The following is a 12,351-nucleotide window of genomic DNA, read 5'->3' on the forward strand; positions in this document are numbered from 1 at the left end:
TCCTTCGATTCCCGCTGCCCATGGTCCTGAGGTGGTCGAGTTCCGTGACACGCACTGCTGCACACCTGTTCGCCGAGATCGCGGCGCGCCCCGGACCCGTCCACGACCGTGCCCAGGCACTGCTGGACGAACTGCACCACCACGTCCCCTTCGACGGCGCGTGGATGGCGCTGGCCGATCGCGGGGGCACGGGGTACAGCGCCGTCGCGAGCACCGACCTCGACGCGGCGAGTGTCCGCTACCTGAGCGGTCCCCAGATGGCGCACGACATCGAGATGACCGGTGCCGACCGCGAACGGCCGCCCACCAGCTTGTCGGACCTGCCCTACGCGTCGGCGGACCTGCGGTCGTGGGCGGAGTGCCTGCTCCCCGCGGGGTTCCGCGAGGCGCTGTCGGTCGCGTTGTTCGAGGACGGGGGCCGGCACGTGGGCTTCATGACGGTCCTGTTCCGGAGTCCCGCCCCGCCGTCGCAGACCCTCCGCCGGCGACTCGCCCGACTCGTGCCGGAGCTCGCGTCGGGTATCGACCCGGTCCAGTCGGTCGCTGCGTCGGTAGCCTTCGTCAACGGGGTCAGATCGGGCGTCGTGCTCCTCCCGGGCCACGGGGTCACCAGCATCCCCGGCCTGTCCGACGACGAATTCCTCACCACGGGTTCGGCGCTCGTCGCCGCGGCCAGGGACGCCATCGGCGACGGGCAGGACTACGCCTCGTTCCTGTGGCCGCGCGGACGACGGCAGTCGCCGGAGGGCTACGTCCGGGTGACGGTGCTCGCCTGCGAACGCGATCTCGAGGCGCTGGCCTGCGGGGTCGTCGTGCTCGCACCCGCCACCCACCTGCGGGGTCTCACGCCGCGGGAGCTCGAGGTGCTGGGCCACGTGATCGAGGGGTGCTCCAACCTCGAGATCGCCCGAGCGCTCGCCATCGCGCCCCGCACGGTGGCTGCGCACCTGGAGCACATCCTGGTCAAGCTCGACGCCACGTCGCGCACGCTCGCCGCCGTCCGCGCCGAGCGGGCCGGGCTCTACGTCCCCCTCGCGCGAGCCCGGCCCAGGTGAGCACCGCGGAGCGGTACCCGAGCACCTGCACGACAGCACGAGCAGACCGTCGTCGAGAGAGGAACCGTCATGTCCCACTTGTCCGTGAAGGCCGGTGTCGCCGCGATCGTCGGCGGAGCAGCCGCGGTGATCGCCGCGCTCCTCGGTGTCCCCGATCTGTCGCCCCTGCTGGGCTGGGCGATCGCCTCCGGGGTGTTCCTCGTCTGGGCGTGGTCCGAGGCCTGGCAGGCCGGTCCCGAGCGCACCCGTTCCCTCGCTCGCCACGAGGACCGATCGCGGAAGCTCGTCGACGTGCTGGTCATCGCCGCGACGTTCCTCAGCCTGGTGCTGGTGATCTTCGCGCTCGTCCGCAGCCAGCAGAAGGACCCCGTCGGGTCCGCTGCGGCGATCCTCGCGGTGGTCGGCGTCGTGGCGGCGTGGGCCGTCATGAACACCGTCTTCGCCTTCAAGTACGCGCGCATGTACTACCTCGACGACAGCCACCGCTTCGACTTCGACCAGGACGAGGACCCGTCCTACAGCGACTTCGCCTACACGGCGTTCTTGATCGGGATGGCGTACAGCGCGAGCAACATCACCCAGTCGTCCACGCCCTCGCGCCGCATCGCCCTGGGCCACGCGCTGCTGTCCTACTTCTTCGGCACCTTCGTGGTCGCGGTCGCCATCAACCTCATCACCGGCCTCACCCAGGGAGGGTGAGGCGGGCCGCTGGTCGGTCCGACGAGGCGGCCTCGCGCCGGTAGGATCGGTGACCATGGTCGAACTGGACTTCACCGAGCAGCTCTCCGCCCTCCGCGAGACCTTCGGCAACATCCGCTCGGTGGTCGACGTCGACCGCCTGCAGCGCGAGATCGCCGACCTCAGCGAGCAGGCCGGGGCCCAGGACCTCTGGGACGACGTCGAGCACGCGCAGCAGGTGACGAGCGCGCTCTCGCACCGGCAGTCGGAGTTGAAGAAGATCACCGACACCGAGCGGCGCATCGACGACCTCGAGGTGCTCGTCGAGATGGCGAACGAGGGCGACGACCAGGACTCGGCCGACGAAGCCGTCGCCGAGCTCAAGGCGATCCAGAAGACCATGGGCGACCTCGAGGTGCAGACGCTCCTCGACGGCGAGTACGACGACCGCCCCGCCGTGATCACCATCCGTGCCGGGGCCGGCGGCGTCGACGCCGCGGACTTCGCCGAGATGCTCATGCGCATGTACCTCCGGTACGCCGAACAGCACGGCTTCAAGACGACCGTGATGGAGACCTCCTACGCCGAAGAAGCGGGCATCAAGTCCGCCACCTTCGAGGTCGACGCCCCGCACGCGTTCGGCACCCTGTCGATCGAGGCCGGCACCCACCGACTCGTCCGCATGTCGCCGTTCGGTGCCGCGGGCAAGCGCCAGACCTCGTTCGCCGCGGTCGAGGTCATCCCGCTCATGCCGGAGACGATGGTCATCGACATCCCCGAGAACGACATCCGTGTCGACGTCTTCCGCTCGTCGGGCCCCGGTGGGCAGTCCGTCAACACGACCGACTCCGCGGTGCGCCTGACGCACATCCCGACCGGCACCGTCGTCTCGATGCAGAACGAGAAGTCGCAGATCCAGAACCGTGCGGCCGCCATGCGCGTGCTGCAGTCGCGCCTGCTCCTCCTGAAGAAGGAAGAGGAGAACGCGAAGAAGAAGGAGCTCGCCGGCAACATCACGGCGAGCTGGGGTGACCAGATCCGGTCGTACGTGCTGGCGCCGTACCAGATGGTCAAGGACCTGCGGAGCGAGCACGAGGTGAACAACCCCTCAGCTGTCTTCGACGGCGACCTGGACGGCTTCATCAACGCCGGCATCCGCTGGCGCAAGCAATCCGTCGACGCGTAGGGGTTCGTGAGCCGCGCGCCTCGCTTGCTTTCCGAGCGGGGCGACCTACCCTGATCCGGTCATGATCAAATTCGACCAGGTCACCAAGGTCTACTCGGGCAACCCGAGTCCGGCGCTCGACAACCTCACCCTCGAGATCCTCAAGGGCGAGTTCGTGTTCCTCGTGGGCGCCTCGGGTTCCGGCAAGTCCAGCTTCCTGCGCCTCGTGCTCAAGGAGGAGAAGCCCTCCCGTGGCCAGATCCACGTGCTCGGGCAGCGCCTCGGCTCGCTGGCGTCGCGGAAGGTCCCGTACTTCCGACGGAACCTCGGCGTCGTCTTCCAGGACTTCCGACTCCTGCCGAACAAGAACGTGTTCGACAACGTCGCGTTCTCGCTGCAGGTGATCGGCAAGAGCAAGGGCTTCATCAGCGAGGCCGTGACCGACGTGCTCAAGCTCGTCGGGCTCGCCGGCAAGGCGACCCGCATGCCGCACGAGCTCTCCGGTGGTGAGCAGCAGCGCGTGGCGATCGCCCGCGCCGTCGTCAACAAGCCGGCGATCCTGCTGGCCGACGAGCCCACCGGCAACCTGGACCCCACCACGTCCGCCGGCATCATGGCGCTCCTCGAACGCATCAACCAGGGAGGCACCACCGTGCTCATGGCGACCCACGACGCCAGCATCGTCAACCAGATGCAGCGTCGGGTCATCGAGCTGTCGAACGGCACGGTCCTCCGTGACGAGCAGTCCGGCGGCTACCAGACCCAGGCGGTCCCGATCCAGCGCGGCACCGTGTCGAATACCACCGGCATCCAGACCATCCCGGGGCTCATCCGATGAGGCTCGGGCTCGTCATGTCCGAGGTCGGCTCGGGCCTTCGGCGCAACGCGTCGATGGTCGTCTCCGTCGTCCTCGTGACCTTCATCTCGCTCACCTTCGTCGGGACCGCGATCCTGCTCCAGATGCAGATCAACCAGATGAAGGGGTACTGGTACGACCGGGCGCAGGTCGCCGTCTACCTGTGCACCGACACCGACACCACCGGCAACTGCACGGGTGCCAAGGCCACCGAGGACCAGCGGAAGCAGGTCCAGGCCCAGCTCGAGTCGTCCACCCTCAAGCCGTACATCGAGAAGACGTACTACGAGGACCAGGACCAGGCGTTCACCCGCTTCAAGGAGCAGTTCAAGGACTCCGCGGCGACCGAGTTCGTCAAGCCCGAGTACCTCAACGAGACCTTCTGGGTGAACCTGAAGAACCCGTCGCAGGCCGACGTCCTCGTCGAGAGCCTGTCGAAGGTCGCCGGTGTGCAGAGCGTCGTCGACCAACGCGGCTACCTGCAACCGATCTTCAACCTCCTGAACGCGTCGTCGTACACGGCGATCGGCATCGCGGCGCTCATGCTCGTCGCCGCCGTGCTCCTCATCGCGACCACGATCCGGTTGTCCGCGTTCAGTCGACGGCGAGAGCTCGGCATCATGCGGCTGGTCGGTGCGTCGAACCGGTTCATCCAGACGCCGTTCGTGCTCGAGGGGGTGATCGCCGCCGCCATCGGAGCCGTCCTGGCGGGTGGTGCCATCACCGCGGTCGTGTGGTTCTTCGTCCGGAACTTCCTGGCGGAGCGCTTCACCGGCACGGCGTTCATCGGCATGGGCGACGCGGCCATCGTGGTGCCGTCGGTGATCGTCATCGGGGTGTTGCTCGCCGCGGTGTCGGCGTCGATCGCCATCCGCCGCTACCTCAAGGTCTGATCCGCCGCGCCGGGAAGGTGCGTGGGGTCCCTGCTGTTGGGTAGTCTGTAGGGCTGCGCAGTGCAGTGCCCGGAACGAGAGGAGTCGTCATGGCGAAGGAACGCGGTGAGAAGATCGTCGCGACGAACCGTCGCGCCCGACACGACTACCTCATCGAGGACACGTACGAGGCCGGCATGGTCCTGTCCGGCACAGAGGTGAAGTCGCTGCGCATGGGACGCGCCTCGCTGGTCGACGGGTACGCCTACATCGACCGGGGTGAGGCCTGGATCGATGCGGTGCACATCCCCGAGTACACCGAGGGAACGTGGAACAACCACGCACCGCGGCGCAAGCGGAAGCTGCTCCTCCACAAGCAGCAGATCGTGAAGATCTCGCACAAGACGTCACAGGGCGGCTACACCCTCGTGCCGCTGCAGATCTACTTCCACGACGGTCGGGCCAAGATCGAGATCGCGGTCGCCAAGGGCAAGCGCGAGTTCGACAAGCGGCAGGCCCTGCGGGAGAAGACCGACAAGCGTGAGGCCGAGCGGGCCATGCGCACGAAGAACCGCGTCGGCGAGTAGCGCCCTCGCGCCTCGGTCAGCTAGACTGAGGGACTGCTCCGATCGGAGCAGCGGCAACACAACTCAACAGCGTGACAGCGGCTCGCACGTCCGGCCCGCATGGGGATGATCGGTTTCGACATTGCCTGTGTGCCGACGGGAAGCGGGCCGAGGACCCACGGTTATCTCGTGAACGATCCGTGGAAAACAACAAGTGCCAATTCCAAGCGCACTGACTTCGCTCTCGCTGCGTAAGCAGCCCAGCACATGAAGTCCGTCGGCCAGGTGACCGTCCCCTAACCTGATCCCGGCGTCATCCAGAGGACTTGCTGCACGGTTGCGCCTCAGGGCCGTGCGGGACTTGCACTGAGACTGGGCCCGTCGTCCTAGAAGCCGGTAGCAAAGGACGGGGCCGAGCAGAACGAACCATCCGGATACGCCCGTAGAAGACGTCGAATTGCAGCGATGGACGGGGGTTCGATTCCCCCCATCTCCACCATTCGCCGGTCGTCGAGCCGCTGTCACCACGTGTTGCACGAACGCCCCGTCACCGTCCCTGGACGATGCCGGGGCGTTCGCTGTCTCGCCACGTCAGGGGACTACGCTCCGGAGGAGGCGCAGGGAAATGCCCGCGTCGATCCCGAACGGAAGGCCCCCACGTGGTGCATGAGATCGCGATCCGAGTCCGTCTGCGCGAGCAGGAGCGAGTGGTGCTCGCCGACTACGAGCGGATCGTCGGGTCCGTCGCGACGGTCGCAGCCCTCGCCGCCTGGCTGCCCACGCCCGACGCTCGCCTGGTCGTCCGTGGCCGGGGTGCCGAACCGGTTCGCCTCGAGACCGTGACGTACGGGTCGGTCGTCGAGATGCTCGTCGTGCTCGACCAGCATTCGGCCGCCGTCGAGCGGGGTGCTGCGGCGATCGCCGCCCTGATCGAGTCGGTGCGGCACGAGCACGTGGCTGACGACGTCGCCGGAGTGGCCGGTGAGCTGGACCGCCTCGACCGCGCTGCACCGCGCGGCCGGTCGGTCGTCGAGCGCACCCTCCGCACGTTCCTCGAAGGGGCTCGGGCGGACGTGCGCGCCCGGAAGACGACCACCCGGGTCCGCACGGCGCAGGCGCTGCTGCGGCTCGCCGAGGACGACGCTGTGCTCACCGTGGAGCGGGTGACCGACGCGCTCGCGCCCGTGCTCGAGGAACACGCGGTCGACGTCGAGCTCGACACGGGCTCCGCCGTGGTCGTCGAGCCGATCGACGGGGTCGAGTCGCCGGAGCAGGCGCCGGTCCTGCCGCTGCCCTCGGCCCGGGTGCAGCCGGAGCAGCAGAAGGACGACGAGAAGCAGAAGAAGGACCAGAAGAAGCCGTCCGAGAAGAAGGACGACGGTAAGAAGAAGTCGGACAAGAAGAAGTTGGACAAGAAGAAGTCGGACAAGAAGAAGTCGGACAAGAAGAAGTCCGACAAGGTCGACGGCAAGAAGAAGCCGAAGAAGAAGTAGCCCGACCGGGACCTGCGCCCCTAGAAGTCGAACAGGTTCGCCCGGATGCCCCCGGCGCCGTACTCCCGCCGCAGGAGCCCACGGCGCCGGAGCACCGGCACCAGGTCGCCGAACATCCGGTGGATCTGCGCCGGGTGCAGGTCGCCCGAGAAGATGATGCCGTCGTTGTCGGCGTCCGACCCGAGTTCCTCGATGAAGTCGGCGAACTCGTCGGCGGTCCCGACGAAGCCCTCGTGCGAGGACACCCGCCCCTTGCGGGCCTTGCGTTCCAGGAGCGTGCGCAGCGGGGCGTCCGGGGTGTCGCCGAGCAGCCCGCGGATCGTGCCGGCGGAGACGTGGTCGCCGAAGGTGCCGTCCGGCACGGGAGCATCGAGGTCGAGCGCGAGCAGGTCCGTCTCGGAGTCGCTCGACCACGCGATCGCCGCGGTCCGCAGGTCGTCGTCGGACGGGTGCCGGGACGCCTCGACGATGCGGTCGGCCTCGTCGGACGACGAGACGATCTCGGGCTTGAGGACGAACAGGATGCGCAGGTCGGCGGCCGTGCGTCCGGCGCTCTGCGCTGCGGCGATCACGCGACCGCGGTAGTCCGCCACCGCGGCGGCCGACAGCGGCGCGAGCGCGAGTTGCACGTCCGAGTGGGTCCCGGCGAACGCGAGGCCCCGACCGGAACCACCGGGGGAGACGACCACCGGGTCCGAGTCGAGCGGCAGTGCGTTGAGCGGCCCGTCCGCGGTGAAGTACTCGCCCTCGTGGTGGAAGGCGTCGAGCGCGTCGCCGTCAGCGAAACTCCAGTCCGATCGGTTCCCGATGAACCCGGATCCCCAGGAACCCCAGAGCCGGCGGAGCAGCGTGATCCACTCCTCGGCACGGTCGTACGCCTGGTCGTGCGGCAGCGGTGGCAGACCGGCGTGCCGGGCACTGCCGACGTCGGTCACGACGTTGATGCCGAGGCGCTCCGACGACAGGTGCGCCAGCGTGGCGAACTGTCGTGCAGCCAGGTACGGCGGCGTGAAGCCGGCGTTCACGGTCGGCGCGATGCCGATGTGCGAGGTCGCCGCGAACAGGTACGGCGCGAGCAGCAGCGGGTCGTGCTTCGGGCCGCCGTACGCCTGGCGGATGCGCAGGTCGAGCGTCGACGGGTTGCCGAGCGAGATGGCGTCCTCGGCGATGACCAGGTCCATGCCGGCCTGCTCGAGCGTGCGGACCGACTGCTGGTACAGGTCGGGCTTGGTCCAGTCGTGGCCCCAGTCCCAGTCCGAGCGCCCCCACGCCTGCGGGCCGAACCCGCGCGAGAAGAAGTACCCGAAGTGTTGCGGTCGTGCCATCGTCTAGAGCTCCTCCGAGATCACGTGCGTGCCTGGGACCGAGTGTTCCAGGGACGCGCGCTCCGCGTCGGACGTGCCACGGGCCTCCAGGCTCTCCCCGTCGATCCCGGAACGCAACGCGGCGAACCCGCGCTCCAGGTCGCGGAGCAGGTCCGCGACGTCCTCGATGCCGACCGACAGTCGGATGAGGCCGTCGTCGATGCCCTGGTCGGCGCGCTCCGCGGCGGTCTTGCCGGCGTGGGTCGTCGTCGCGGGGTGCAGGATCAGCGAGCGGACGTCACCCAGGTGGGTCATCCGGCTGAACAGCTGGACGCTGTCGATGAAGGTGTGCGCGGCGGCTTCGCCGCCCGCCAGCGTGAACGCGAAGACGGAGCCGGCTCCGCGCGGCAGGTAGCGCTGGGCGAGGTCGTGGAACGGACTGGAGGCCAGACCCGCGTGGTCGACGCTCGTCACCTCCGGCTGTTCTTCCAACCACTGCGCCACCGCCAGCGCGTTCGCGCTGTGGCGTTCCACGCGCAGGCTCAGCGTCTCGATGCCCTGGCGGATCAGGAACGCGTTGAACGGCGACGGGGTGGGGCCGATGCGCGAGGCGACGACGTCACGCGCGAAGACGACGAACGCCCGGTTGCCGTAGCGCTCGACGTAGCTGTCGCCGCCGAGCGACCGCTCCGGGCTGGTGAGGTGCTGCCAGCGCTCGGGGGAGGCGGACCAGTCGAACGTGCCGCCGTCGACGACCACACCGCCGAGGCCCGCGCCGTGGCCGGACAGGAACTTCGATGCCGAGTGGATGACGATGTCGGCGCCGTGCTCGACCGGTCGGACCAGGTACGGCGTCGCCAGCGTGTTGTCCACGATCAGGGGGACGCCGGCGCGGTGCGCGGTGTCGGCGACGCCGGTGATGTCGAGGACGTCGTTCTTCGGATTCGGGATCGTCTCGGCGAAGAACGCCTTCGTGTTCGGGCGGACGAGCCGTGCCCACTCGTCGAGGTCGCGCTGGTCGGCGACGAAGTCGACTTCGATGCCGAGACGGCCGAGGTTCTGCACGAGCAGCCCCTTGGTGCCCTCGTAGATGCTGCGCGCGGCGACGACGTGGTCGCCCGCCTGCAGGAGGCCGAGGAACGCGATGGTGGCCGCCGCCTGGCCGCTGCCGACCAGGATCGCCTCGACACCACGCTCGAGCAGGGCGACGCGGCGCTCGACGTCGGCGTTCGTCGGGTTGCCGAGGCGGGTGTACGTGTAGCCGTCCTCGGTGCCGGCGAAGCGGTCGCGCGCCTGGTCGAAGTCGTCGAAGAGGAAGCCGGAGGACATGTGGATGGCTGGGATCCGTGCGCCGTGCCCTGCGTCGGGCACGAAGCCGCCGTGCACCTGTTCGGTCGAGAAACCGTGATCGTCGTTCGCCATGGGACACCTCCGGGAGTCGTCTGGCGGTAGCCTCGCAGCCTTCGCTGCGCGGACAGGCGATTGCGGCGTTCCGTTACGCAGGACGGGGACGCAGTGCCGGTCCCGATGCGGAACGACGAGGTCGACGTCGTCCGACATCGAGGACGTCGTTCCGGGTCGACCGGCGCCCCCGTCAGAAGAGTGCGCGCACGCCCGCCGCCACGGTGTCCCAGACCTCGAGCAGCGGGACCCGTGCGAGCCACACCGCCAGGCCGTTCACCAGCACGAACAGCACGAACCAGACGCCGGCCGGCACCCGCATCTCGGCTGCGGCGATGTGGAAGTCCGTCTGCACGCGGGCACCGGTGAGCAGCCACCGTGCGACCTGCGCGACGGACCGCAGTCCGTCGACGACGAAGAACGCGCCGACGGCGGCGACCACGAGCACCGTGGTCTCGGACGGACGCAGTGCCACCCACAGCGCCAGGACGTCGAACCCGAGCACGACGAGCAGCCCGAACCAGTTCCGCACGAACACCAGCGCCACGAGCCCGATCACACCGAGGACCGCGACGGGCAGCCACCGCGAGCCGTGCAGCACCCCGGTCACCAGGAGCACCCCGGCCCAGAGCGGCGCGCTGTACCCGGCGTAGAGGTTGAGGATCCGGACGAGCCAGCGGGTGCCGCCGGGGACCCGCCCGAGCTGGACCCAGGCTTCACCGGAGCCGTCCGGGTGCAGGTCGATGCGCTGGATGCGGCCGCCGAACGGGACGACGACGACGCAGTGCCCGACCTCGTGGGCGATGGTCGCGGCGATCCGGGCGACGCGTCCGACGAGCGGCAGGAAGGGCAGGAGCGCGCCGACGAGGAGTGCGACGAACACGAGGGGCGGGGCTGCGGTGGTCAAGGGACCAGCATCGCAGCCGTGTCCCGCGAACTGCCCGAGACCCGGCGTCGAGGACGATGTGGAACGACATCCTCGACGTCGTACGACATCGAGGACGTCGTTCCGAGTCGTTCCGCTCCGGCCGTCGGCGCCCGGCCCGCGCGCGCCGGGGTCAGCCCAGGACGGTCGGCCCGGCCACCACGACGACGAGCACCGTGGTCATGGCGATCGCGAAGGCCGTGAGCACGACCAGGAACGTCGTCAGGTGGTTCATCCGACCGCGCATCACTCGACCGTCACCGACTTCGCCAGGTTGCGCGGCTTGTCGACGTCGCAGCCGAGCTGCAGCGCGAGTTCGCGGGCGAGCATCTGCAGCGGCACGACGGCCTCGAGCGGACCCCACGGCGCCGCCATGGCGCCCCAGGCGAGTCCGCCGGTGCCGCGGTTGCCGAGCGCCGGGATGTCCGACCCTTCGCCACCGATGGTGATGACGAACCCGCCGCGGGCCCGGACCTCGGCGATCGCCGACTGGATCTTCGGCTCGCCGTGGTCGATCACGACGACGGGGGTGCCCTCGTCGACGAGTGCGAGCGGACCGTGCTTCAGCTCGCCCGCGGGGTACGCCTCGGCCCAGCGGTAGCTGAGCTCCTTGAGCTTGAGTGCGCCCTCGGCGGCGTACGGCAGGCCGGCACCGCGGCCGAGGAACAGGAAGCCGGTGGCCTCCTTCACGCTCGACACCAGGAGCGGCATCCGGTCGGCGGACACCTGCGTGGCGTGCTCGATGCGCGACGGCAGGTCGAGCAGTTCGTCGACGAGCGCGTGGGCACGTGCGACCTCGATGCGGCCGGACGCCACGAGCGCGGAGATCACGGCGGCGACGCCGACGACGACCTGCGCGGTGAACGTCTTCGTCGCGGCGACGCCGATCTCCGGACCCGCGTGGCAGTCGAGCACGGCGTCGGCGCGACGGGCCAGCGAGGAGTGCATGTTGTTCGTCAGCGCGAGCACCGGGTGGCGGTCCTCGAAGCGGTCGAGCGCGCGGAGCACGTCGGCGGTCTCGCCGGACTGGCTGATCGCGACGACCAGGGTGTCGGGGCCGAGCACGGCCTGGTCGGCCTCGCTGGCGACGACGATGTCGGTCGGGACGCCGCCGATGCCGCGCAGCGCGGTGGCGATGACCTGGCCGGCGTTGAGCGAGGTGCCGCACGCGACGATCGCCAGGCGCTGGAATGCGGGCAGCCCGAGGCCGACCCACATGCTGCCGTCCGCGGTGCGGCGGGCGATGCGGTCCAGGATGGTGCTGACGACGTCGGCCTGCTCGCCGATCTCCTTCGCCATGTGGTCGGGGTGGTCGCCGAGGTCCAGCGCGGTGGCGGCGAACGGCGACGGGGTGGGGAACGGCACGGGCACGGTGATCCCGTTCGACGACCAGGTCCAGGCCTCGCCGAGCTCGACGACGTCACCGTCGCGGAGCGCCACGAAGGTCTCGCACCACTCGGCGATCGCACCGATGTCGCTCGCCACGAAGTCGCCGCGGGCGGACCGGGCGACGACGAGCGGGGAACGGTCCGCGGCCACGACCATCCGGCCGTCGCGGGCGTCGAGGACGACGATCGCCCACGAACCCTCGAGCTGCGCGGTCGCGATCTGCACGGCGAGCATCAGGTCCGGGTCGACGGCCAGGGCACGCTCGACGAGGTGCGCGATGACCTCGGAGTCGACCTCGGAGCGGAACCGGTGGCCCTGCGCCGTGAGCATGTCGCGCAGGCGCTCGGCGTTCTCGATGATGCCGTTGTGCACGATGCTGATCCGGCGCGAGCAGTCGGCGTGCGGGTGGGCGTTCGCCTCGCGCACGGCGCCGTGCGTGGCCCAGCGGGTGTGGCCGATACCGACGCCCGTCAGGGCGTCGCCGGACCGGGCGGCGACGAGCGTGCGCAGGTCCCCGACGCGGGAGACCGAGCGGATCGTCTCGGTGCGTCCGGCGGCGGTCCGGACGGCGATGCCGGCGGAGTCGTAGCCGCGGTACTCGAGTCGTTCGAGTCCGTCGAGCAGGTAGGGCGTCGCGTCGTCAGACA

The 12,351-nt window shown here is 69.6% G+C and carries 12 protein-coding genes and 1 other RNA gene; 8 read left to right on the forward strand and 5 right to left on the reverse strand.

Annotation, left to right across the window (positions count from 1 at the left end):
• Positions 1-44 precede the first annotated feature (44 nt).
• The 8 genes from OGL88_RS18065 to OGL88_RS12205 all read left to right on the forward strand — a co-directional run bounded on the left by OGL88_RS18065 (position 45) and on the right by OGL88_RS12205 (position 6,685).
• On the forward strand, positions 45-1,055 hold the full coding sequence (locus OGL88_RS18065; RefSeq protein WP_263091536.1) for a response regulator transcription factor: 1,011 nt from the start codon (positions 45-47) through the stop codon (positions 1,053-1,055).
• 69 nt (positions 1,056-1,124) lie between these two features.
• Complete coding sequence (locus OGL88_RS12175; RefSeq protein ID WP_263091537.1) at positions 1,125-1,754, forward strand: DUF1345 domain-containing protein; 630 nt, start codon at positions 1,125-1,127, stop codon at positions 1,752-1,754.
• A 55-nt stretch (positions 1,755-1,809) separates the two neighbouring features.
• Positions 1,810-2,919, forward strand: coding sequence for a peptide chain release factor 2 (prfB, locus tag OGL88_RS12180; protein ID WP_111086442.1), 1,110 nt, complete (start codon positions 1,810-1,812; stop codon positions 2,917-2,919).
• Between the two features lie 61 nt (positions 2,920-2,980).
• On the forward strand, positions 2,981-3,736 hold the full coding sequence (gene ftsE, locus OGL88_RS12185) for a cell division ATP-binding protein FtsE (protein ID WP_111086441.1): 756 nt from the start codon (positions 2,981-2,983) through the stop codon (positions 3,734-3,736).
• The gene (gene ftsX / locus OGL88_RS12190; protein ID WP_111086440.1) at positions 3,733-4,647 is read left to right on the forward strand and encodes a permease-like cell division protein FtsX; all 915 of its coding nucleotides are present in this window, start codon (positions 3,733-3,735) and stop codon (positions 4,645-4,647) included. The genes ftsE and ftsX overlap by 4 nt, the downstream gene beginning before the upstream one ends.
• Before the next feature lie 89 nt (positions 4,648-4,736).
• Positions 4,737-5,213: an SsrA-binding protein SmpB gene (gene smpB / locus OGL88_RS12195; RefSeq protein WP_205462589.1), complete on the forward strand. Its 477-nt coding sequence runs from the start codon at positions 4,737-4,739 to the stop codon at positions 5,211-5,213.
• A gap of 101 nt (positions 5,214-5,314) precedes the next feature.
• Positions 5,315-5,691, forward strand: a transfer-messenger RNA (tmRNA) gene (gene ssrA, locus OGL88_RS12200).
• Between the two features lie 160 nt (positions 5,692-5,851).
• Complete coding sequence (locus OGL88_RS12205) at positions 5,852-6,685, forward strand: hypothetical protein (protein WP_263091538.1); 834 nt, start codon at positions 5,852-5,854, stop codon at positions 6,683-6,685.
• 20 nt (positions 6,686-6,705) lie between these two features.
• On the opposite strand, the gene OGL88_RS12210 is transcribed toward OGL88_RS12205, so the two are convergent.
• The 5 genes from OGL88_RS12210 to glmS form a co-directional block, all read right to left on the reverse strand.
• The gene (locus tag OGL88_RS12210; protein ID WP_263091539.1) at positions 6,706-8,010 is read right to left on the reverse strand and encodes an LLM class flavin-dependent oxidoreductase; all 1,305 of its coding nucleotides are present in this window, start codon (positions 8,008-8,010) and stop codon (positions 6,706-6,708) included.
• Positions 8,011-8,013: 3 nt separating this feature from the next.
• Positions 8,014-9,411 (reverse strand): O-acetylhomoserine aminocarboxypropyltransferase/cysteine synthase family protein, encoded by a 1,398-nt coding sequence (locus OGL88_RS12215; protein ID WP_263091540.1) that lies wholly within the window; start codon positions 9,409-9,411, stop codon positions 8,014-8,016.
• A gap of 172 nt (positions 9,412-9,583) precedes the next feature.
• Entirely contained in the window at positions 9,584-10,297 is a 714-nt protein-coding gene (locus OGL88_RS12220) for a M50 family metallopeptidase (protein WP_263091541.1), read from the reverse strand.
• Between the two features lie 151 nt (positions 10,298-10,448).
• Entirely contained in the window at positions 10,449-10,562 is a 114-nt protein-coding gene (locus OGL88_RS12225) for a Rax2 family protein (protein WP_240347339.1), read from the reverse strand.
• Positions 10,562-12,351: glutamine--fructose-6-phosphate transaminase (isomerizing) (glmS, locus tag OGL88_RS12230; protein WP_263091543.1), on the reverse strand; the 1,790-nt coding region annotated here is incomplete at its 5' end. The genes OGL88_RS12225 and glmS, both read right to left, overlap by 1 nt.

It is taken from the genome of Curtobacterium sp. RIT-PI-V (assembly GCF_025642935.1).
In the GTDB taxonomy this organism is placed as follows: domain Bacteria; phylum Actinomycetota; class Actinomycetes; order Actinomycetales; family Microbacteriaceae; genus Curtobacterium.